This is a genomic window from Nocardia asteroides (assembly GCF_021183625.1).
In the GTDB taxonomy this organism is placed as follows: Bacteria; Actinomycetota; Actinomycetes; order Mycobacteriales; family Mycobacteriaceae; genus Nocardia; species Nocardia asteroides_A.
In genome coordinates, this window is sequence record NZ_CP089214.1 from 5,344,571 (window position 1) to 5,370,526 (window position 25,956).

General features: G+C 65.1%; 1 protein-coding gene and 2 pseudogenes. All 3 read left to right on the top strand.

The window, feature by feature from the left end:
- Positions 1 to 117 precede the first annotated feature (117 nt).
- Positions 118 to 11,223, top strand: a complete 11,106-nt coding sequence (locus tag LTT61_RS24775) for a type I polyketide synthase (protein WP_233016442.1) — start codon at positions 118 to 120, stop codon at positions 11,221 to 11,223.
- Between the two features lie 101 nt (positions 11,224 to 11,324).
- Positions 11,325 to 19,041, top strand: a pseudogene (locus LTT61_RS24780) (type I polyketide synthase); the annotation flags it as partial.
- A gap of 337 nt (positions 19,042 to 19,378) precedes the next feature.
- Positions 19,379 to 25,954, top strand: a pseudogene (locus tag LTT61_RS24785) (type I polyketide synthase); the annotation flags it as partial.
- Between the last annotated feature and the right edge of the window lie 2 nt (positions 25,955 to 25,956).

Genomic DNA, 25,956 nt, shown 5'->3' on the forward strand with positions numbered 1-25,956 from the left:
AGAAGGCTTCGCCGGTTGCCCGCCCGCTGATCGGTGTGAACGGCTCGTGCGCAGATCGAATTGATGGATCAAGTGTCCGAGTTCAGCTGCGATGGATATACAGATCAAGGGACCTAGATGAATTCGACAATGAAGGGCCTCGCAGAAGCGCTCCGCGCTTCGCTGAAAGACCGAGAGCAACTCCAACAAGAGGTAACGCGGTTGCGCGAGAGCGCGCATGAGCCGATTGCGATCGTGGGTATGGGTTGCCGGTACCCGGGTGGGGTGCGGTCGGCTGATGATCTGTGGTCTGTGGTGTCGCAGGGCCGGGATGTGATCTCGGGGTTCCCCGGTGATCGCGGGTGGGATGTGGAGGGTATCTACGACCCGGATCCCGATCGGGCGGGGACGTCGTATGTGCGTGAGGGCGGGTTTCTACAGGACGTGGCGGGTTTCGATGCCGAGTTCTTCAACATCTCTCCCCGCGAGGCGCTCGCGATGGACCCCCAGCAGCGCGTGCTTCTCGAAACCGCGTGGGAAGCGTTCGAATCCGCGGGAATCGTGCCCTCGGCATTACGCGGATCACACACCGGCGTATACATCGGGACGATGTACCAGGACTACTGGAATTTCGAAGGAGGCCCGGCCGATCTGGAGGGGTATCTGGCGACCGGGGTCGGGGCCAGTGTCGCGTCGGGTCGTATCTCCTACATCTTCGGCTTGGAGGGGCCCGCGGTCACGGTGGACACGGCGTGCTCGTCGAGCCTGGTGGCGCTGCACCAGGCATGCCAGGCATTGCGAGCCGGGGAATGCACGATGGCACTGGCCGGCGGCGTGACGGTGATGTCGACACCGGGGATGTTCGTCGAGTTCTCTCGGCAGCGGGGGCTGGCGCCGGACGGCCGGTGTAAGCCGTTCGCTGCAGCTGCCGATGGCACCAGTTGGGGTGAGGGTGCTGGTTTGGTGGTGTTGGAGCGGTTGTCGGATGCGCGTCGTCTCGGGCATCGGGTATTGGCGGTGGTCCGGGGCAGCGCGGTCAACCAGGACGGCGCTTCCAACGGTTTGACCGCTCCCAACGGCCCTGCGCAGGAACGGGTGATCCGGCGGGCGCTGGCCAACGCGGGAATCCCGGCCACCGCGGTGGATGTGGTCGAAGCACATGGCACCGGTACCTCGCTGGGTGACCCGATCGAGGCGCAGGCGCTATTGGCCACCTACGGGCGGGAACGGGATTCCGATCGTCCGCTGTGGCTGGGATCGCTGAAATCCAATATCGGCCATACCCAGGCAGCCGCGGGAGTGGCCGGGGTGATCAAGATGGTGATGGCGATGCGTCACGGGATACTCCCGCAAACCCTGCATGCCGACGAGCCCACACCACACGTGGACTGGTCCGCGGGAGTACGACTACTGACCCGTCCGACGCCGTGGGACGAGGGCGAACAACCACGGCGGGCAGCGGTGTCCTCCTTCGGTATCAGCGGCACCAACGCACACCTCATCCTCGAACAGGCACCACCACAGCCCACCGTCGACGCCGGCGACGATGCCCCACGCTCACAGGCCGCGGGTGCTCCGGCCCCGCTGGTGATTTCGGCGAAATCCGGCGCCGCGCTCGAGGAACAGGCTCAGCGGTTGTGGCAGATGCTGTCGGATCGACCCGAGCTCGACCCGGCCGCGGTGGCTCACGCCCTGGTGAACGAACGAGCGGTGTTCGACCATCGGGCAGCGGTCCTGGGAACCGGCCGAGCAGATCTATTGAATGGATTGGCGACCCTGGCCCGGGGCGGGGAAACCCCGAACCTGGTTCGCGGACAAGCCCGCAGCGGCAAGGTGGCCTTCGTCTTCCCCGGCCAAGGCGCACAGCGCCCCGGAATGGGAGCCGAACTTCACCGAGCTTTTCCGGTGTTTGCCGATGCGTTCGATGCCGTTTGCGAAGAGCTTGATCGGCATCTGGATCGATCCCTGAAGGAGCTTATTTTCGCAGAGCAGGGGTCGGCCGAAGCCGCGTTGTTGGATCACACTGCGTACACGCAGGCCGCGCTGTTTGCATTCGGAGTAGCGCTCTATCGACTCGTTGATTCATTAGGGGTGGAGCCGGACTACCTCATTGGTCATTCGATCGGTGAACTGACAGCTGCCTACGTTGCGGGCGTTTTCTCGCTCCCCGATGCGTGTGCGGTGGTCGCGGCTCGTGGGCGCCTGATGGGTGATCTGCCCTCGGGCGGCGCGATGGTCGTGGTGGCAGCGTCCGAAGCGGAAGTACAGGGCTCGCTGGCAGGGTTCGAAGATCACCTTTCGGTGGCTGCGGTGAACAGTCCGGCCTCCACGGTGATCTCCGGTGCCGACGAGGTGATAGAGCAATGGATCGAGCAGTGGAGTCGGGACGGTCGCAAGATTTCCCGACTGCGAGTCAGCCATGCGTTTCATTCCGCTCGGATGGATCCAATGCTCAAGCAATTCGGCGAGGTGATCGCGAGAGCGTCGTCCGGAGCCCCGAAGATCCCGATCGTGTCCAACCTGACCGGAGAACTCGCCTCGGTCGACGACCTCGGCTCGCCGCAGTACTGGATACAACATGTGCGGCGCACGGTGCGGTTCATGGACGGAGTGCGGTTCCTCGAAGACGCCGGGGTCGTCGGGTTTCTGGAGCTCGGGCCCGGCAGCAGCTCGAGTGCGATGATCGATCTCTGTCTGCGTAACGAACAGGGAACGCTGCAGATTCCGGCAGTGCGCGCAGGCCGTCCCGAGGTCGAGGCATTCACCGGATTTTTGGCCGAGGCGTTTGCGTACGGGGTGACCGTGGAGTGGGGTCGATGGCTGGGCCCGGTCCGCGCAGGGCGGGTGGATCTTCCTGGTTACGCGTTCCAACGTCACCGGTTCTGGTTGGAGTCCCGTACCAGTGCCGGCGACGCGGCGTCGGTGGGTTTGTCGCGCTTCGAGCATCCCTTCGTGGGCGCGGGGGTGGATCTCGGAGGCGGCAGGGGTTGGTTGTTCACCGGCCGGTTGTCGCTGGACAGTCACCCGTGGTTGGTTGATCACGCGGTGCTCGGTTCCGTGTTGTTCCCGGCAACTGGGTTTCTGGAGTGGGCCTTCGCGGCAGGCGCCCGGGTGGGTGCCGATACCATTGATGAATCGATCGTGCAGACACCGCTGGTGCTGGCCGAGCACAGCGCCTTGCAGATACAACTGTGCCTGGGGGAGGTCGATACCGACGGCCGTCGCACGTTCGATATCTATTCCCGCCCGGAAGACTCCGGAGGGAGTGGGAACCGGGAATGGACACACCACGCTACCGGCGCCCTGATCTCTCGTAGCAATCTCAAGGGTGTCTCCGAAGCTGTCCTTCCACAGGGAGCTTCGGAGCCGGAGGCTCTGGGGGCGTCGGTGTGGCCGCCGGTGGGAGCGGTGGTGGTTGATGTCGGCTCTGTGTACGAGCGTCTGGCCGGGATCGGGGTGGTCTACGGTCGGGCGTTTCGAGGACTGCGTTCGGCATGGCGGCTTGGTGAGGAAGTGTTCGCCGAGGTCGAGGTGGATTCCGATCACGTGCAGCGCAGCCGGGAGTTCGGGTTGCACCCGGCGTTGTTCGATGCGGCGTTCCATCTGGCATTGGGTGTGTTGGGTGCTGCCGGTGAGTCCGGGCGCACACCGCTGCCGTTCTCGTGGTCGGGTGTGCGTCTGCGCGTTGCGGGTGTGTCGCGGTTGCGGGTGCGGGTGGTGGCGGTGGGGCCGGATGTGTATCGGCTGACCGGGTGGGACGAGTCGGGTGCGGTGGTGGTCGGTGTCGAGTCGTTGACCGCGCGGGTGGTCGATCCCGCTGCGCTCGCGGTTGCCCGGGGTAGCTACGACGACCTGTATCGGCTGGACTGGCAACGGATCGATATCGATCCCGAGGGCGACGCATTGTGTGTCGCGGTGCTCGATGCCGGTGACCGGGGTTCGAACACCCAGACCGATCCGGTGGGGGGTGTTCCCGCGGACCGCTACACCGATCTCGGTGAGCTGAGCGCGGCTGTGGCAGCCGGAGCCCAGCTCCCGGATGTGGTGGTGGTGCCGCTACCCGCCACCACCGCCCTGCCCGATATCGGTGTGGCCGATACCGGTGTGGGTGTGGTGTCGGGAGTGAAGGCGAATACGGATCGGTTGCTGGGTTTGTTCCAGGCCTGGCTGGGTGAGCGGTGTTGGGAGGGGCGCCGTCTGGTGGTGGTGACCGAGGCCGGATCGGTGACCCGAGCCGGTGAGGTCCCGGATCTGACGGTGGCTCCGCTGGCGGGGCTGGTCCGCAGCGCTGCCGCGGAGCATCCCGGCCGCTTCGCCGTCATCGATCTCGACGACGAGCAAAGCTCACGCCGGGCCCTGCCGGCGCTACTGCGGGTCGGTGACGAACCCGAGCTGGCTGTGCGTGCGGGATCGGTGTTCGTACCACGATTGTCGCCGGTGCCGGCAACGACCCCGGAAAACGGACGGCGCCGCGGTATCGATCCCGAGTCCACGGTATTGATCACCGGTGGCACCGGGGGACTGGGCGCGCTGCTGGCACGGCACCTGGTCATCGAGCACGGCGTCGGGCATCTACTGCTGGTCAGCCGCCGGGGTCCCGACGCCGAAGGAGCCCGCCGGCTGCTGAGCGAGCTGGCCGAGCTGGGATGCCGGGCCGAGTCGATCGCCTGTGACATCGCCGACCGCGATTCCCTGGCCCGGCTGCTGGCAGCGATACCGCGGCAGCACCCGCTCTCGGCGGTGTTCCACGTGGCGGGTGTGCTCGACGACGGTGCGATCGAGTCGCTGGACCGGGACCAGGTCGAGAAGGTACTACGCCCCAAACTCGACGCGGCCTGGCATCTGCACGAACTGACCGCCTCGCTGGAGTTGGCCGAGTTCACGATGTTTTCCTCGGCAGCACCTCTGCTGGGCGGCCCGGGACAGGGCAACTACGCGGTAGCCAACGCATTCCTCGATGCCCTCGCCCGATACCGGACAGCACACGGACTACCGGGGCAATCATTGGCGTGGGGTTTGTGGGCCCATACCGGTGGCGGCGGTATGCACGAACAACTCGACATCATCGAACGCCGTCGAGCCGAACGCAGAATCCGTACCCGGCTGGGACTGGTACCGATCCCGGCCCGCCGCGGTATGGAACTATTCGACCTCGCTCGACACCGACCCGACCCCCTCCTGGTCCCGATGTCGGTGGACACCACCGCGTGGCAGACACAAGCACGCACAGCAACAGCACCCGCGGCCGCACGGAACCTGATCCCCCGCACCCACCACGACCACAGCTCCGCATCGCTGGCACAACGCCTGGCCGGCATCCCCGAAACCGAATGGGACACCCTGCTCCTGACCGAGGTCCGCACCCACGTCGCGACCGTGCTCAACCACGACTCCCCCCACGACATCGGACCCGACCGCGCCTTCAAAGAACTCGGATTCGACTCCCTCGGAGCCGTCGACCTCAGAAACCGCCTCTCCCGATCAACCGGACTACCCCTACCCGCAACCCTGGTCTTCGACCACCCCACCCCCACCGCCGTCGCAACCCACCTCAAAACCCACCTCCAAGGCGTGCAGAGCAGCGTTCCCGAGGCAGTGCGTGCATCAGTGTCGGTGAACGAGCCGATTGCGATTGTGGGGATGGGTTGCCGATTCCCGGGCGGAGTGCGATCCGCGGCGGATCTGTGGGGTTTGTTGTCTCATGGCCGGGACGTGATATCCGGGTTCCCGGACGATCGTGGCTGGGATCTGGGGAGCCTCTACGATCCTGATCCCGACCGGTCCGGAACCTCCTACGCACGCGAGGGCGGCTTTCTCGACGATGTGAGCGGGTTCGATGCGGAATTCTTCAACATCTCCCCCCGTGAAGCCTTGGCAATGGACCCACAACAGCGGGTACTACTTGAGGTCGCGTGGGAAGCGTGCGAGTCCGCGGGAATAGTCCCGTCCGCGCTTCGCGGGTCACAGACCGGCGTCTACGTCGGAGCGATGAATCAGGACTACCTCAATTTCGGCGCTGTGCCGGCTGACCTGGAGGGGTACCTGGCAACCGGGATCGGCGCAAGCATCACGTCCGGCCGTATCGCGTACGTCTTCGGTTTGGAAGGGCCGGCGGTCACGGTGGACACGGCGTGTTCATCATCGTTGGTGGCGTTACACCAGGCGTGCCAGGCGTTGCGCGTCGGAGATTGCTCGACGGCACTGGCCGGCGGCGTGACAGTGATGTCGACACCGGGGATGTTCGTCGAATTCTCCCGCCAGCGAGTGTTGGCGCCGGACGGCCGGTGTAAACCGTTCTCGGCTGAGGCCGATGGCACCGGGTGGGGTGAGGGTGCCGGTGTGCTGGTGCTGGAGCGGTTGTCGGATGCGCGTCGTCTCGGGCATCGGGTACTGGCAGTGGTCCGTGGCAGCGCGGTCAACCAGGACGGCGCCTCGAACGGCCTGACTGCTCCGCACGGTCCCTCGCAGGAGCGGGTGATTCGTGCGGCGCTGGCCAACGCGGGAGTATCGCCCGCCGACGTGGATGTGGTCGAAGCACACGGCACCGGCACCTCGCTGGGCGACCCGATCGAGGCACAGGCACTACTGGCCACCTACGGACAGGAACGGGATTCCGATCGTCCGCTGTGGCTGGGATCGCTGAAATCCAATATCGGCCACACCCAGGCGGCCGCGGGAGTGGCCGGGGTGATCAAGATGGTACTGGCAATGCAGCACGGTCTACTGCCGAAAACGCTGCACGCAGATACCCCGACCGCACACGTGGACTGGTCCGCTGGCGACATCAAACTGCTGACCGAGCCCACCCCGTGGCGTGCGGACGGTCGAACCCGACGAGCAGCGGTGTCATCGTTCGGGCTTTCCGGCACGAACGCGCACATCATTCTCGAACAGGCATCGGCAGAGGAACCCGCCCTCGAAACCGGGCAGAACAGGCCGCCCAAAGAGATTGCGAATACGGCGAATTCCGCTGCACCGCTGTTGATCTCGGCGAAGACCATGAATGGCCTCGGGGGGCAGGCGCAGCGTTTGCGATCGTTCCTCGGCGATCGTTCGGAGCTGGATCTCGGGGCGGTGGCGTCTGCACTGGTCAACGATCGAGATTTTTTCGAGTACCGGGCCGCGATATCGGGGACAGACCGTTCCGATCTGCTGGCCGGGCTGGCGACTCTCGTAGGTGGTGGAGTCGCAGAAAACGTTGTTCAGGGACAGGCTCGTGAGCGAAGAGTCGCCTTTGTCTTCCCCGGCCAAGGAGCGCAATGGGAGGGAATGGCCGCCGAACTGCTGGACTCCTCTCCGGTGTTCGCCGATGAGATACGGGCGTGTGCGGTGGCTCTCGACCCGTATACCGACTGGTCTCTAGAGGATGTTCTACGGCGGGTACCGGGAGCAGCTTGTCTGGACCGTGTCGACGTGGTTCAGCCGGTCTCATTCGCGGTGATGGTTTCCCTCGCCGTTCTGTGGAGATCATATGGTGTGGAGCCGTCTATGGTGGTGGGGCACTCACAGGGCGAGATTGCTGCCGCATATGTAGCAGGAGCGTTGACCCTCGATGACGCGGCCCGGGTGGTGGCTCTACGTAGCAAGGCCCTGCTCACAGTGTCGGGGCAAGGAGGAATGGCTGCGATTTCCCTGCCCGCAGACGACGTCGCCAGGCGCATCGAGGGGTCGGGGGGTGCCATTTCGATAGCGGCTTTGAACGGCCCCGGCTCAGTAGTGGTCTCCGGTGAAGTGCCCGCACTCACCGAACTGCTCGAGTCGTTGGAATCCGATGGGGTTCACGCGCGGAGGATACCGGTCGACTATGCCTCGCATTCGGCCCAGATGGAGTCGATCCGCGACACGGTCCTTGAGACATTGATGCCGATCGAACCGCGCTCCGGCACTGTGCCGTTCTATTCTACGGTCACCGGCGATCTGTTCGATACCCAGGCGCTGACGGCGGAATACTGGTATCAGAGCCTGCGCCGGACGGTGTTGTTCGAGGACGCTACGACCGTCGTGATCGACCGGGGATGTCGAGCATTGATCGAGGTGAGCTCGCACCCGGTGCTTTCCACGGCGATGCAGGCGACCATCGAAGCGGGTGGCAGCCAGGATTCTGTGGTCGTCCTCGGCTCGTTGCGTCGCGGAGAAGGCGGTCTCGCGCGGTTCACGGCGTCGTTGGCGGAGGCCTTCGTGTGGGGGGTCGAGGTCGATTGGGGGCGGCGAGTCGGCCCGATGCGCCGAAACCGGGTGGAGCTTCCTGGTTACGCGTTCCAGCATCGCCGCTTCTGGGCCGGGTCGCGTTCGGGTGGAGTCGATGTGAAATCGGTCGGTCTGTCGCCGATCGATCATCCGTTCGTCGGTGCGGGTGTGGATCTCGGGGATAATCGAGGGCAGTTGTTCACCGGCCGGTTGTCGCTGGACGGTCACCCGTGGTTAGCCGATCACACGGTGGCCGGTGCGGTGTTGTTCCCCGGGACCGGGTTCGTCGAGTGGGCCTTGGCCGCGGGTACCCGAGTGGGCGCCGGGATCGTGGAGGAGCTGGCTCTGCAGACCCCACTGGTGCTGGCGGAGCGCGGTGCCGTGCAGATGCAACTCGTGGTCGGTGAAGCCGGCTCGGCCGGGCGTCGTACGTTCGATATCTACTCACGCCCGCAGAGTTTCTTCGAAGACGACGCCGGTACCGGGCCTTGGGTGCACCACGCCTCCGGAACCCTTGTTCCGGAGCTCGCTTTGCCCGCCGGCACGCATCCCGAGCTCGGTTCGGTGTGGCCGCCTGTGGGGGCTGACGCGGTGGAGATCGGCTCGCTGTACGACCGGCTGGTAACGACAGGGGTCGATTACGGTCCGGCCTTCCGAGGACTGCGCGCGGCGTGGCACCGCGGCGACGAAGTGTTTGCCGAGGTCGAGATGGATCAGGAGCAGACAGCAGAGATCCATCGGTTCGTTGTGCATCCCGCATTGTTCGATGCGGGATTCCACGCGGCATGGGATGTGTTTGGCGCAGAGAGTGCGCGGGGGCGGACTTTGTTGCCGTTCTCGTGGTCTGGAGTAGTTGGGCAGGCGCGTGGTGTGTCGCGGTTGCGGGTGCGGGTGGTGGCGGTGGGGCCGGATGTGTATCGGCTGACCGGGTGGGACGAGTCGGGTGCGGTGGTGGTCGGTGTCGAGTCGTTGACCGCGCGGGTGGTCGATCCCGCTGCGCTCGCGGTTGCCCGGGGTAGCTACGACGACCTGTATCGGCTGGACTGGCAACGGATCGATATCGATCCCGAGGGCGACGCATTGTGTGTCGCGGTGCTCGATGCCGGTGACCGGGGTTCGAACACCCAGACCGATCCGGTGGGGGGTGTTCCCGCGGACCGCTACACCGATCTCGGTGAGCTGAGCGCGGCTGTGGCAGCCGGAGCCCAGCTCCCGGATGTGGTGGTGGTGCCGCTACCCGCCACCACCGCCCTGCCCGATATCGGTGTGGCCGATACCGGTGTGGGTGTGGTGTCGGGAGTGAAGGCGAATACGGATCGGTTGCTGGGTTTGTTCCAGGCCTGGCTGGGTGAGCGGTGTTGGGAGGGGCGCCGTCTGGTGGTGGTGACCGAGGCCGGATCGGTGACCCGAGCCGGTGAGGTCCCGGATCTGACGGTGGCTCCGCTGGCGGGGCTGGTCCGCAGCGCTGCCGCGGAGCATCCCGGCCGCTTCGCCGTCATCGATCTCGACGACGAGCAAAGCTCACGCCGGGCCCTGCCGGCGCTACTGCGGGTCGGTGACGAACCCGAGCTGGCTGTGCGTGCGGGATCGGTGTTCGTACCACGATTGTCGCCGGTGCCGGCAACGACCCCGGAAAACGGACGGCGCCGCGGTATCGATCCCGAGTCCACGGTATTGATCACCGGTGGCACCGGGGGACTGGGCGCGCTGCTGGCACGGCACCTGGTCATCGAGCACGGCGTCGGGCATCTACTGCTGGTCAGCCGCCGGGGTCCCGACGCCGAAGGAGCCCGCCGGCTGCTGAGCGAGCTGGCCGAGCTGGGATGCCGGGCCGAGTCGATCGCCTGTGACATCGCCGACCGCGATTCCCTGGCCCGGCTGCTGGCAGCGATACCGCGGCAGCACCCGCTCTCGGCGGTGTTCCACGTGGCGGGTGTGCTCGACGACGGTGCGATCGAGTCGCTGGACCGGGACCAGGTCGAGAAGGTACTACGCCCCAAACTCGACGCGGCCTGGCATCTGCACGAACTGACCGCCTCGCTGGAGTTGGCCGAGTTCACGATGTTTTCCTCGGCAGCACCTCTGCTGGGCGGCCCGGGACAGGGCAACTACGCGGTAGCCAACGCATTCCTCGATGCCCTCGCCCGATACCGGACAGCACACGGACTACCGGGGCAATCATTGGCGTGGGGTTTGTGGGCCCATACCGGTGGCGGCGGTATGCACGAACAACTCGACATCATCGAACGCCGTCGAGCCGAACGCAGAATCCGTACCCGGCTGGGACTGGTACCGATCCCGGCCCGCCGCGGTATGGAACTATTCGACCTCGCTCGACACCGACCCGACCCCCTCCTGGTCCCGATGTCGGTGGACACCACCGCGTGGCAGACACAAGCACGCACAGCAACAGCACCCGCGGCCGCACGGAACCTGATCCCCCGCACCCACCACGACCACCGCTCCGCATCGCTGGCACAACGCCTGGCCGGCATCCCCGAAACCGAATGGGACACCCTGCTCCTGACCGAGGTCCGCACCCACGTCGCGACCGTGCTCAACCACGACTCCCCCCACGACATCGGACCCGACCGCGCCTTCAAAGAACTCGGATTCGACTCCCTCGGAGCCGTCGACCTCAGAAACCGCCTCTCCCGATCAACCGGACTACCCCTACCCGCAACCCTGGTCTTCGACCACCCCACCCCCACCGCCGTCGCAACCCACCTCAAAACCCACCTCCAGCCTGTGGCAGGTAGGAGGTCTGCTCGGCACGTGACCGGCGAGCGAGGTCTGATTGATGGAATCGACAAGCTCGAGTCCATGATCGCGGCTTTCGCGGCGAACGACCACATCGAGGGTCACGTCGAGCAGCGGTTGCGGTCCTTCGGCTCGAAACTGCACGCGTGGCTGGCGGGCATCGAGGCCTGGGATACGCAGGACCACGCCAACGCGGACCTGGTTACAGCGTCCGATGACGAACTCTTCGAAGCCTTGAACAACGAGCTCGACAGCTCGAACTCTGCGGATTCCGCACCACACGACGGGAGAGCCTGACGATGGCGAACGAAACAGAGCTTCGTGAGCATCTGCGGAAAGCCATCGGTGATCTCCGCAAAGCGAACCAGCGAGTGCGGCAGCTTGAGCAGAGCGTGCACGAACCGATTGCGATCGTCGGTGTTGGTTGTCGGTATCCCGGTGGGGTAAGGTCCGCGGCCGATCTGTGGAGTGTGGTGTCAGAAGGTCGCGATGTGATTACCGGGTTTCCGGCCGATCGCGGCTGGAATGTGGAGGAACTCTACGATCCCGATCCCGACGAGCCAGGCAAATCCTACGCACGGGAGGGCGGTTTCCTCGATGATGCCGCAGGCTTCGATGCAGATTTCTTCAATATTTCTCCTCGCGAGGCTCTGGCGATGGATCCGCAGCAGCGGATTCTGCTCGAAGTGGCGTGGGAAACGGTCGAATCGGCGGGCATCGATCCTTTAGCGATGCGCGGAACACAAACCGGCGTCTACGTCGGGAGCATGACCACCGATTACGGTCGGCCGATGAGTCAAGCACCGGCGGAACTCGGCGGATACGTTCTCACCGGCAATATCGACAGCGTCACTTCTGGTCGTATCTCGTATATCTTCGGGCTGGAAGGACCCGCGGTGACGATGGACACGGCGTGTTCATCGAGCTTGGTGGCGTTGCATCAGGCATGCCAGGCGTTGCGGGCGAGAGAATGCACAATGGCACTGGCAGGCGGCGTGGCGTTTCTGGGCGATGCCCAGGGATTCGTCGAATTTTCCCGAATGCGGGCGTTGTCCTCGGACGGTAGGTGCAGAGCATTCTCTGCTGATGCCGATGGAACTGGGCTCGCCGAGGGTGCTGGCTTGTTGCTGCTGGAGCGGTTGTCGGATGCGCGTCGTCTTGGGCATCGGGTGCTGGCGGTGGTTCGTGGTAGTGCGGTGAATCAGGATGGGGCCTCGAACGGCTTGACCGCTCCGCACGGACCGTCGCAGGAAAAAGTGATCCGTGCGGCGCTGGCCAACGCGGGTGTATCACCTGCCGAGGTGGATGTGGTCGAGGCTCACGGCACCGGGACCGCGTTGGGTGATCCGATCGAGGCGCACGCACTGCTGGCTACGTATGGGCAAGAACGGGACTCCGACCACCCACTGTGGCTGGGGTCGTTGAAATCCAATATCGGTCACACTCAGCACGCTGCGGGTGTGGCCGGGGTGATCAAGATGGTCATGGCGATGCGCCACGGGCTGCTGCCACAGACCCTACACGCTGATGAGCCGACTCCTCACGTGGATTGGTCCTCCGGAAGGGTCCGGTTGCTGACTGCGGCGAGCCCCTGGGACCAGGACGGGCGGCCCCGGTTGGCAGCGGTGTCCTCGTTCGGTATCAGCGGTACCAACGCCCACGTGATCCTCGAACAGGCGCCTGCGCAGGAGCAAGCACCTGCAGGAGAACAGGCACCGGTGTCGGTGGAGGGTGGGGGGGTGGTGTGGGTGTTGTCGGGTCGTAGTGCTGAGGCGTTGACCGGGCAGGCGCAGCGGTTGCACCGGTTCCTGGCACGGAATCCGGATGTGGCTGCCGCGGATGTGGCGCGCTCGTTGCTGGGGCGGTCGCTGTTCGAGCATCGTGCGGTGATCACCGGTGAGGATCGAGCCGAGTTGACAGCTGGGCTCGCGGCGTTGGCCGAGCAGGTTCCGGCACCGGGTGTGGTCTGCGGTGTGGCGGGTCGGCAGGGCAAGACCGTGATGGTGTTCCCGGGGCAGGGTGCGCAGTGGCTGACCATGGGCCGCCGGCTGCTGAGCAGCGCACCGGTGTTCGCTGCGAAGATGGCCGAATGCGAGCAGGCGTTCGCCCCGCTGGTGCAGTGGTCGTTGTCGGAGGTGCTCACCGGTAGCGACCCGTACTGGCTCGAACGGGTCGATATGGTCCAGCCGGCACTGTTCGCGGTGATGGTGTCGCTGGCCGAGCTGTGGCGTTCGTCCGGTGTGTATCCCGATGCGGTGGTCGGTCATTCCCAGGGCGAGATCGCTGCAGCCCACGTCGCGGGAGCGCTGTCCGTCGAGGATGCGGCCAGGATCGTGGTCCTGCGTTCAGCGGCGTTGACCCGGCTCGAAGGCCTCGGGGGCATGATGTCGATCGGGTTGGCCCTGGCACAGGTCGAACATCTGCTCGAGGACTTCGACGAGTTGTCGGTAGCCGCGGTCAACGGGCCACGAGCCACGGTCGTCTCGGGCGCGACCACACAATTGGAGGCTCTGCACACGATCTGCGAGACCCGCCAGATTCGCGCACGACGAGTCCTTGCGTCGTGTGCCGGCCATTCGGTGCAGGCCGAGCAGTTGCGTGAACCGCTGCTAGAGGCCTTGGCCGGAGTGCGGCCCCGTTCCTGCTCGACAGCGTTCTACTCGACGGTGACCGGTGAAGTGATCGACACCAGCGGACTCGACGGCCGGTACTGGTACACCAACCTCCGCGAACCGGTCCGGTTCGACGACACCATCCGACAGCTCTACCAGGACGGATACACCGTATTCGTCGAAGCCAGCCCACACCCGCTACTGACCGCCGACATCGAGCAGATCGGTGAAACCCAGCACACCACCTCCTCCGCCACACCGGTGGTCACCGGAACACTGCGCCGTCACGAAGACAGCACCACCCGATTCACCCAATCGGTCGCACAACTCAACGTCAGCGGGATCGACATCGACTGGCAACCGGCACCCCACGGCCACCGGCAACAACTCGAACTCCCCACCTACGCATTCCAACGGCGCCGCTACTGGCTCGACAAGGTCGCCGATCGGACCTCCTCGAACGCGGTTGATGCCGAGTTCTGGCGTGCGGTCGACAAGGGCGATCTGGGTGCGCTGGGGATAGAGCCGGGCCGGTCTGTCGATGAGGCACTGCCGCTGCTGTCATCGTGGCGGCAGCACCAGCGAGAACTGGCCGAAGCGCAGACAGCGTTGGAGTCGGAACACGAAAAGGCCGAAATGCTGGCGGGTCTACGGCAACGACTGGCGGGTACGCCCGTATCGGGCCGGTATACGGCGGTGCTGGAAGTGGTCGTGGAGCAGATCGCGGCAGTATTGGGCCATTCCGGCGCCGAGGTGATCGGTGCCGATCGCAATTTTCGGGATCTGGGATTCGATTCGTTGACCGCCGTGGAGGCTCGCAATCGTTTCAACACTGTCACCGGGCTTCGACTACCGACCACACTGGTCTTCGACTACCCGACACCGCATGCGGTGACTACCCATATCCTCGATGAGCTGGCCGGCACGAGCGGACAGGAACCAGTGCCGGTAGCGGTCACGTCGGCGTCGGCCGCGGAGCCTGTGGCGATTGTGGGGATTGGGTGTCGGTTTCCGGGTGGGGTGTCGTCGGCTGCGGAGTTGTGGGAGTTGGTGGTCGGGGGGCGTGATGCGGTGGGTGGTTTTCCGGTTGATCGGGGGTGGGATGTGGGTGCGTTGTTCGATCCCGAGCCCGGTGTGGCGGGGAAGTCGTATGTGCGTGAGGGTGGTTTCGTCTACGACGCTGGTGAGTTCGACAGTGGTTTCTTCGGGATCAGTCCGCGTGAGGCGGTCGCGATGGATCCGCAGCAGCGGATGTTGTTGGAGACGGTGTGGGAATCGCTTGAGCATGCGGGGATCGAGCCGGGTGGTCTGCGTGGTAGCGATACCGGTGTCTATATCGGTGTGACCAACCAGGGCTACGATATCGGCGCCGATGACAGTGTCGAGGGATATCGCCTGACAGGCAATATCGAAAGCGTTGCTTCTGGGCGTATTTCGTATGTGTTGGGGTTGGAGGGGCCCGCGGTGTCGGTGGACACGGCGTGTTCGTCGAGTCTGGTGGCGGTGCATCAGGCGTGTCAGGCGTTGCGGGCGGGGGAGTGTTCGATGGCGTTGGCCGGGGGTGTGACGGTGATGTCGACTCCTATCGGGTTCGTGGAGTTCTCGCGGCAGCGTGGGATGGCGCGTGACGGCCGGTGTAAGCCGTTCGCCGAGGCCGCTGACGGCACGGGGTGGGGTGAGGGCGCCGGGGTGCTGGTGTTGGAGCGGTTGTCGGATGCGCGTCGTCTCGGGCATCGGGTATTGGCGGTGGTCCGGGGCAGCGCGGTCAACCAGGACGGCGCTTCCAACGGTTTGACCGCTCCCAACGGCCCTGCGCAGGAACGGGTGATCCGGCGGGCGCTGGCCAACGCGGGAATCCCGGCCACCGCGGTGGATGTGGTCGAAGCACATGGCACCGGTACCTCGCTGGGTGACCCGATCGAGGCGCAGGCGCTATTGGCCACCTACGGGCGGGAACGGGATTCCGATCGTCCGCTGTGGCTGGGATCGCTGAAATCCAATATCGGCCATACCCAGGCAGCCGCGGGAGTGGCCGGGGTGATCAAGATGGTGATGGCGATGCGTCACGGGATACTTCCGCAGACGCTGCACGTGGATGCTCCGTCCTCACACGTGGATTGGTCCTCCGGAGGGGTGGAACTGCTGACCCGGGCCCGGGATTGGCCGGTGACCGAGGGGCCACGCCGAGCCGGAGTCTCCGCGTTCGGCGTCAGCGGTACCAACGCCCACGTGATCCTCGAACAGGCGCCTGCGCAGGAGCAAGCACCTGCAGGAGAACAGGCACCGGTGTCGGTGGAGGGTGGGGGGGTGGTGTGGGTGTTGTCGGGTCGTAGTGCTGAGGCGTTGACCGGGCAGGCGCAGCGGTTGCACCGGTTCCTGGCACGGAATCCGGATGTGGCTGCCGCGGATGTGGCGCGCTCGTTGCTGGGGCGGTCGCTGTTCGAGCATCGTGCGGTGATCACCGGTGAGGATCGAGCCGAGTTGACAGCTGGGCTCGCGGCGTTGGCCGAGCAGGTTCCGGCACCGGGTGTGGTCTGCGGTGTGGCGGGTCGGCAGGGCAAGACCGTGATGGTGTTCCCGGGGCAGGGTGCGCAGTGGCTGACCATGGGCCGCCGGCTGCTGAGCAGCGCACCGGTGTTCGCTGCGAAGATGGCCGAATGCGAGCAGGCGTTCGCCCCGCTGGTGCAGTGGTCGTTGTCGGAGGTGCTCACCGGTAGCGACCCGTACTGGCTCGAACGGGTCGATATGGTCCAGCCGGCACTGTTCGCGGTGATGGTGTCGCTGGCCGAGCTGTGGCGTTCGTCCGGTGTGTATCCCGATGCGGTGGTCGGTCATTCCCAGGGCGAGATCGCTGCAGCCCACGTCGCGGGAGCGCTGTCCGTCGAGGATGCGGCCAGGATCGTGGTCCTGCGTTCAGCGGCGTTGACCCGGCTCGAAGGCCTCGGGGGCATGATGTCGATCGGGTTGGCCCTGGCACAGGTCGAACATCTGCTCGAGGACTTCGACGAGTTGTCGGTAGCCGCGGTCAACGGGCCACGAGCCACGGTCGTCTCGGGCGCGACCACACAATTGGAGGCTCTGCACACGATCTGCGAGACCCGCCAGATCCAAGCCCGGATCATCCCGGTCAGCTACGCCTCGCACTCACCGCAGGTCGACCGGTTGCGTGAACCGCTGCTAGAGGCCTTGGCCGGAGTGCGGCCCCGTTCCTGCTCGACAGCGTTCTACTCGACGGTGACCGGTGAAGTGATCGACACCAGCGGACTCGACGGCCGGTACTGGTACACCAACCTCCGCGAACCGGTCCGGTTCGACGACACCATCCGACAGCTCTACCAGGACGGATACACCGTATTCGTCGAAGCCAGCCCACACCCGCTACTGACCGCCGACATCGAGCAGATCGGTGAAACCCAGCACACCACCTCCTCCGCCACACCGGTGGTCACCGGAACACTGCGCCGTCACGAAGACAGCACCACCCGATTCACCCAATCGGTCGCACAACTCAACGTCAGCGGGATCGACATCGACTGGCAACCGGCACCCCACGGCCACCGGCAACAACTCGAACTCCCCACCTACGCATTCCAACGGCGCCGCTACTGGCTCGACAAGGTCGCCGATCGGACCTCCTCGAACGCGGTTGATGCCGAGTTCTGGCGTGCGGTCGACGAGGGCGATCTGGGTGCGCTGGGGATAGAGCCGGGCCGGTCTGTCGATGAGGCACTGCCGCTGCTGTCATCGTGGCGGCAACGCCATCAGGATCGGACCGAGATCGGTTCGTGGTCCTACCGAATAGACTGGAAGCTCCTGTCGAGTGAACCAGCAGATGTGACCGGAAACTGGCTTGTCGTCGGTTCCTCCGGAAAAGGTTCGGCGCAGGCTGTGCTCGCAGCACTGCGGGAGTCAGGTGCCAGTACCCGCTACATCGAGATCGATGCGGACCGCATGTCGCGCCTCGATGTCATCGATGTGCTCCGGGGCACCACCGATGTGAGCGGTGTGCTGTCGTTGGTTGCTCTCGACGACAGGCCGTGTTCGCAGAGCTTGTCGGTACCGAAGGGCCTGTTGGGGAATGTACTACTGCTACAGGCCCTGGGTGATCTGGGTGTTCGGTGGCCCCTGTGGTGCTTGACGAGCGGTGCCGTGAAGGTTGGCTCGCAGGATCGGATAATGAACGCTATGCAGGTCCAGATGTGGGGCCTGGGCCAGGTGGCAGGCCTGGAGTCTCCCGGGCTGTGGGGTGGCTTGATCGATCTTCCCGATGAATGGGACCAATCCATTGTGCAGGGTCTGCTGACTGCCCTGTCGCGCAGCGATGGGGAAGATCAATTGGCTGTCCGCTCGTCGGGAATCTACGGCCGCCGGATGGTACGGGCATCACTGCCCGGGACGGTCGCTGTCGATGGTTGGAAGCCGCGAGGAACGATCCTCATCACCGGTGGCACAGGTGGAATCGGCAGAAATCTGGCGCTCTGGGTTGCAGAAAACGGCGGTGAGCACATCGTACTGGCCAGCCGTAGCGGCTATCGGGCCTCCGGTGCTCATGATTTGGAGACGGAATTACGTGCGCTCGGATGCCGCGTCACAATTGCGGCGTGCGATATGACACGCCGCGATGATGTAGCCGCAGTACTGGCAACGATCGACGGTGGCACTGTTCCTTTGACGGCGGTCATCCACGCCGCTGGTGTCGGGTCAGTGACGCCGCTCGACGAGATCGGAATTGCGTCATTGGCCGCCGTCGTCGATCCGAAGGTCGCCGGTGCACGGTATCTCGACGAACTGCTCGGGGATCGGGCACTCGATGCTTTCGTCTTGTTCTCCTCCGGCGCAGTGACCTGGGGCAGTGCGGGAAGCGCGGACTATGCGGCCGGAAACGCCTACCTGGACGGGTTGGCCGAGAGCCGGGCTTCGCGAGGACTGATCGCCACCTCGCTGGCTTGGGGTGGTTGGGGTGGCGGCGGCATGGTTGAGACGGGCGAAAGTGCCGTGCCGCCGGTGCATGGAAGATCCGTCGCTGACTTCCTGGCTCGGAATGGTGTGCGGTTGATGGATCCCGCCCTGGCTATCCAGGCATTGAGCCACGCCGTCGGTTCTGGTGAAACGACGATGACGATCGCGGATATCGACTGGAGTCGGTTCGCGCCGGTCTACGCAGCATCGCGACATCGTCCCCTTTTACAAGAGTTGCCGGAGGCACAGGCGGCGCTTCGTGCGGAACAGGAGCACGCCGAAGTGGCAACCCTGGCGGGGTTCCGGGAGCGGATGGCGGGCCTGTCCACATCGGATCGGTACGACGCGGTGGCCGAAGTGGTCAGCAGTCAGGTCGCGGCGGTGTTGGGCCATTCAGATGTCGAGGCAATCAGCGCCGATCGCAACTTCCGGGATCTGGGATTCGATTCGCTGACAGCGGTGGAAGTCCGAAATCGGCTCAACACCGCCACCGGGCTACGACTCCCGGCCACATTGGTCTTCGACTGGCCTACGCCGGATGCGGTGACGATCCATATCCTCGACCAAATATCCGACAGCGACCTCTCCGAGCCACTCGCGCGCCTGGAGAAAGAGATAATGGAGATGGTCGAGAGCGACACGCTTACGGACGAAATTTATGCCCGGTTGTCGCATGTGATGCGATTAGCCGATCGGGCGAAAAGTCATGGAGCGGTCTCGGCCGCCGATTCGGAAGACCTCATGTCCATAAGTGATGATGCGCTTGTGGAGGTTTTGGGAGATGAGTTCGGAATCTCGTAGCCTTCCACCTTTTCCGATACAGCAGGCAGAATTCTTCGAAGGATCCGACAGTGACTGACTCGCAGAAAATTAATCACCTCCTGAGGAAGGTTACGGCCGAGCTACGAGAAAGCCGGGCAAGAGAATCTGCCCTGCAGAATCGTGCGTCGGAGTCTGTGGCGATTGTGGGGATTGGGTGTCGGTTTCCGGGTGGGGTGTCGTCGGCTGCGGAGTTGTGGGAGTTGGTGGTCGGGGGGCGTGATGCGGTGGGTGGTTTTCCGGTTGATCGGGGGTGGGATGTGGGTGCGTTGTTCGATCCCGAGCCCGGTGTGGCGGGGAAGTCGTATGTGCGTGAGGGTGGTTTCGTCTACGACGCTGGTGAGTTCGACAGTGGTTTCTTCGGGATCAGTCCGCGTGAGGCGGTCGCGATGGATCCGCAGCAGCGGATGTTGTTGGAGACGGTGTGGGAATCGCTTGAGCATGCGGGGATCGAGCCGGGTGGTCTGCGTGGTAGCGATACCGGTGTGTATATCGGTGTGACCGGTCAGATCTATGGTGTGGGCGCCGAGCACGGTGCTGAGGGGTATTTGATGACCGGCGCCGCTGGGAGTGTGGCTTCTGGGCGTATTTCGTATGTGTTGGGGTTGGAGGGGCCCGCGGTGTCGGTGGACACGGCGTGTTCGTCGAGTCTGGTGGCGGTGCATCAGGCGTGTCAGGCGTTGCGGGCGGGGGAGTGTTCGATGGCGTTGGCCGGGGGTGTGACGGTGATGTCGACTCCTATCGGGTTCGTGGAGTTCTCGCGGCAGCGTGGGATGGCGCGTGACGGCCGGTGTAAGCCGTTCGCCGAGGCCGCTGACGGCACGGGGTGGGGTGAGGGCGCCGGGGTGCTGGTGTTGGAGCGGTTGTCGGATGCGCGTCGTCTCGGGCATCGGGTATTGGCGGTGGTCCGGGGCAGCGCGGTCAACCAGGACGGCGCTTCCAACGGTTTGACCGCTCCCAACGGCCCTGCGCAGGAACGGGTGATCCGGCGGGCGCTGGCCAACGCGGGAATCCCGGCCACCGCGGTGGATGTGGTCGAAGCACATGGCACCGGTACCTCGCTGGGTGACCCGATCGAGGCGCAGGCGCTATTGGCCACCTACGGGCGGGAACGGGATTCCGATCGTCCGCTGTGGCTGGGATCGCTGAAATCCAATATCGGCCATACCCAGGCAGCCGCGGGAGTGGCCGGGGTGATCAAGATGGTGATGGCGATGCGTCACGGGATACTTCCGCAGACGCTGCACGTGGATGCTCCGTCCTCACACGTGGATTGGTCCTCCGGAGGGGTGGAACTGCTGACCCGGGCCCGGGATTGGCCGGTGACCGAGGGGCCACGCCGAGCCGGAGTCTCCGCGTTCGGCGTCAGCGGTACCAACGCCCACGTGATCCTCGAACAGGCGCCTGCGCAGGAGCAAGCACCTGCAGGAGAACAGGCACCGGTGTCGGTGGAGGGTGGGGGGGTGGTGTGGGTGTTGTCGGGTCGTAGTGCTGAGGCGTTGACCGGGCAGGCGCAGCGGTTGCACCGGTTCCTGGCACGGAATCCGGATGTGGCTGCCGCGGATGTGGCGCGCTCGTTGCTGGGGCGGTCGCTGTTCGAGCATCGTGCGGTGATCACCGGTGAGGATCGAGCCGAGTTGACAGCTGGGCTCGCGGCGTTGGCCGAGCAGGTTCCGGCACCGGGTGTGGTCTGCGGTGTGGCGGGTCGGCAGGGCAAGACCGTGATGGTGTTCCCGGGGCAGGGTGCGCAGTGGCTGACCATGGGCCGCCGGCTGCTGAGCAGCGCACCGGTGTTCGCTGCGAAGATGGCCGAATGCGAGCAGGCGTTCGCCCCGCTGGTGCAGTGGTCGTTGTCGGAGGTGCTCACCGGTAGCGACCCGTACTGGCTCGAACGGGTCGATATGGTCCAGCCGGCACTGTTCGCGGTGATGGTGTCGCTGGCCGAGCTGTGGCGTTCGTCCGGTGTGTATCCCGATGCGGTGGTCGGTCATTCCCAGGGCGAGATCGCTGCAGCCCACGTCGCGGGAGCGCTGTCCGTCGAGGATGCGGCCAGGATCGTGGTCCTGCGTTCAGCGGCGTTGACCCGGCTCGAAGGCCTCGGGGGCATGATGTCGATCGGGTTGGCCCTGGCACAGGTCGAACATCTGCTCGAGGACTTCGACGAGTTGTCGGTAGCCGCGGTCAACGGGCCACGAGCCACGGTCGTCTCGGGCGCGACCACACAATTGGAGGCTCTGCACACGATCTGCGAGACCCGCCAGATCCAAGCCCGGATCATCCCGGTCAGCTACGCCTCGCACTCACCGCAGGTCGACCGGTTGCGTGAACCGCTGCTAGAGGCCTTGGCCGGAGTGCGGCCCCGTTCCTGCTCGACAGCGTTCTACTCGACGGTGACCGGTGAAGTGATCGACACCAGCGGACTCGACGGCCGGTACTGGTACACCAACCTCCGCGAACCGGTCCGGTTCGACGACACCATCCGACAGCTCTACCAGGACGGATACACCGTATTCGTCGAAGCCAGCCCACACCCGCTACTGACCGCCGACATCGAGCAGATCGGTGAAACCCAGCACACCACCTCCTCCGCCACACCGGTGGTCACCGGAACACTGCGCCGTCACGAAGACAGCACCACCCGATTCACCCAATCGGTCGCACAACTCAACGTCAGCGGGATCGACATCGACTGGCAACCGGCACCCCACGGCCACCGGCAACAACTCGAACTCCCCACCTACGCATTCCAACGGCGCCGCTACTGGCTCGAAACCGGCAGTTCCGCAAACGCGGCATCGCTGGGGTTGAGCGCGGCCGGGCATCCACTGCTGGGTGCTGTGGTGGTGTCTCCGGATTCCGGTGCCGTGGTGATGACGGGCAGATTGTCGGTGGCCACCCAGCCCTGGCTGGCCGATCACGCCGTCGACGGTGTGGTGTTGTTGCCGGGTACGGGGTTCGTGGAGTTGGCTTTGCGCGCCGGTGTGCAGGTGGGGTGCGCGAGACTGCAGGAACTGACGCTGGTTACGCCGCTGGTGCTGACCACCGATACGGCAGCCCGCATTCAGGTGGTCGTCGATGACGCCGACGACCGGGGGGCGCGTGCGGTCACGGTGTACTCGCGATCGGAGATCGGCGACGACGCCGATTCCGATGCCGGCGAAGCGGTGTGGGTGTTGCATGCGCAGGGAGTACTGACCGGTGCGGTGGAACAGGCCCCGCCGATCGCGGAGTTGACCGTGTGGCCACCGCACGACGCGGTCGAGGTGCCGGTGCAGGGCTGGTACGAGCTGCTCGCCGAGCGAGGCTATGAGTACGGTCCCGCTTTCCGGGGCCTGCAGTCGGTATGGCGACGTGGTGCGGAGGTGTTCGTGCAGGCGGCGCTGCCCGACACCGTCACCGACGCCGGACAGTTCGGTCTGCACCCGGCATTGCTGGACTCGTTGCTGCACGGCATGGCCGCCGACGCCGCTGATGCCGAATCGGGACAGGGTGTTTCGCTGCCCTTCGAGTGGCGGGACGTGTCGTTGCACGCCGCCGGCGCCTCACAGCTGCGCGGCTGGATGTCTCCGGCGGCCTCCGGTGGTGAGGCGGTCACGATCCGGGTGGCGGACTCCACCGGCGCACCCGTGCTGAGCGCGGGCTCACTCACGGTACGACCGATCACAGCCGGACAACTCGGCACAGCCGGGCACGTGCAGCGACTGTGCGCATTGAGCTGGGTGCCGCTGACACCACCGACGCCGGCCACCGGGCAAGCGGCCACACCCCGGACAGCGACGTTCGCCCTCGAAGCCGATTTCCTGACCTGGGCGAGCGAGCAGGACGCCATCGTGCCGCCGGTAATCGTGCTGGACCGGCGTAACGCCACCGCTACCGGTGCTGGTGACGATGAGCCACAGCGGGTGCACACCGCCACGACACGAATGCTGACGGTACTGCAGACCTGGTCGGGCGAGCCCCGGTTCGCCGAGAGCGCACTGCTGATCCTGACCCGGGGCGCGGTCGGCCACGATGGTGACGAGGTCAGCGATCTGGCCGGAGCCGCGGTCTGGGGATTGGTGCGTTCTGCCCAGTCCGAAGACCCGGGCCGGATCATCCTCATCGACACCGACACCGACACCGACACCGACACCGACACCGACACCGACACCGACACCGACACCGACACCGGCACCGGCACCGGCACCGGCACCACACCCGGCAGCAGTCCCGAGCCGGACGTGCCGGTCGAGGCGATACTCGCGTGTGGTGAGTCCCAGCTGATGATCCGCAGCGGTGTGTTGCACATGGCCCGCCTGACCCGCCTGCCCGCGCAGCAGGGGCTGGTGGTTCCGGAGTCGGCGTCGTGGCAACTGGAGGCGGGCGACCGGACCGTGGACGGGCTTGTCCTGCGGCCGAACCGAGCCGATAGTGAGCCGCTGGACACCGGACAGGTACGGATTGCGGTACGGGCCGGCGCCCTGAACTTCAAAGATGTCCTCATCTGCCTGGGCATGGTGCCCGCAGAGGACTTCCGTATGGGACGTGAAGCTGCGGGAGTGGTCACCGAGGTCGGCCCCGGTGCCGAGGGATTCGAACCGGGTGACCGGGTGATGGGATTGATCCTCAGCGGTCTGGGCCCCGTCGCGGTGACCGACCACAGAATGATCACCCACATGCCCCGGGGCTGGTCGTTCACCGACGCGGCAGCGGTCTCGGTGGTATTCCTCACCGCCTACTACGGACTGCACGACCTGGCGCGCATCCAACCGGGCGAACGGCTGCTGGTCCATGCCGCGGCGGGCGGTGTGGGAACAGCGGCCACCCAGCTGGCCCGCCACTGGGGTGTGGACGTGTACGGCACGGCAAGCAGGAACAAGCAAGACACTCTGCGGTCCACGGGATTCGATGAAGAACACATCGCAGACTCCCGCTCACTCGATTTCGAGGACACGTTCCGGGCAGCCACCGACGGCCACGGTGTGGATGTAGTCCTGAACTCGCTGACCGGCGAGTACATCGATGCCTCCCTACGGCTCCTACCCCGCGGTGGACGCTTCCTCGAAATGGGCAAAACAGATAACCGCGACCACAGCGATATCGCGATACACCACCCCGGGGTGCAATATCAGACCTTCGATCTGATCGAAGCCGGCCCAGACCGTGTCCAACAGATGCTCCAAGAGCTCAAAACACTCTTCGATACCGGCGCATTGGATCCACCGCCGGTCAAGGTATGGGATATCCGTCGAGCACCGGAGGCCTTCCGCTACATCAGCCGTGCGCGGCACATCGGCAAAGTCGTCTTGACGATCCCCCCGAACACCGGCACCGGCCCCACCATCTCGACCGGCACAGTGGTGATCACCGGCGGAACCGGAGGACTGGGTGCCATGCTGGCCCGCCACCTGGTGACCACACACGGAGTGCGATCGCTGGTACTGGCCAGCCGCCGCGGACCACACGCCCAGGGCGTCACCGAACTGGTGACACAACTGAGCGAACTCGGCGCCCAGGTGCAGGTGCTGGCCTGCGATGTATCGAACCGCGACGCGGTAGCCCGACTACTGGCCGCGGTACCCGCCCACGCACCACTGACCGGCGTGATCCACGCTGCAGGCGTGCTCGACGACGCAACGATCACCTCACTGACCGAAGAACGCATGACACCAGTGCTACAGACCAAGGTCGACGCCGCCTGGCACCTCCACGAACTGACCCGCAACACCGACCTGGCACTGTTCGTGTTGTATTCCTCGGCATCAGGTGTAGTAGGTAACCCAGGCCAAGCCAACTACGCCGCAGCCAACACCTTCCTCGACGCACTGGCCGAACACCGCCACGCCCGAGGACAGACCGCGACCTCGATCGCATGGGGACTATGGAGCTCCCGCACCGGGATGACCGGACACCTCGATGACACCCACACCGGACACAGCGGCGTCACAGGCCTGTCGCCCCAGCAAGGACTGGCCATGTTCGACGCCGCCCTGCAACAACCCAGCCCCGCAGTCGTCGCCGTCCACTGGGACACCACAACCCTGACCACACAAGACCGCGCAGGCACACTGCCACCACTCCTACGCGGACTGATAGCAACCAACACACCACGCGCCACAACCAACAACGGAACCGGACTACGCGAACGACTCACCCCACTATCCCGATCGGAACGACACACAACCATCCTCGAAACCATCGCCAACCAAGTCGCAATCGTGCTCGGCCACTCCAACACCGACACCATCACCGCCGACCACAACTTCCGAGACCTCGGATTCGACTCCCTCACCGCAGTAGAAGTCCGCAACCGCCTCAACACCACTACCGGACTACGACTCCCAGCCACACTCGTCTTCGACCACCCGACGCCGGCTGCGGTGGCTACCTACATCCTCGAAGAACTCTTCGGCACCACCAAGCCTCGGTCGGTCGAAGATGACTTTCTGGAGGGTCTGGAGAAATTTGAATCAATTATTCTCCGAGTTGAACCCGAGATTGTCGTGAGTGAATCTTTGAGCCATCGTGTCGATGGTATTCGTGAGAAGCTTCGTCAACTGAGAACGTTGGACAATCGCGATCGAGAAGGCTCCAGCTCGATCGACTCGATGGATCCCGAAAGTCTCGTCCGGCATATCATCGAGAAGCAGATGGACTGAGT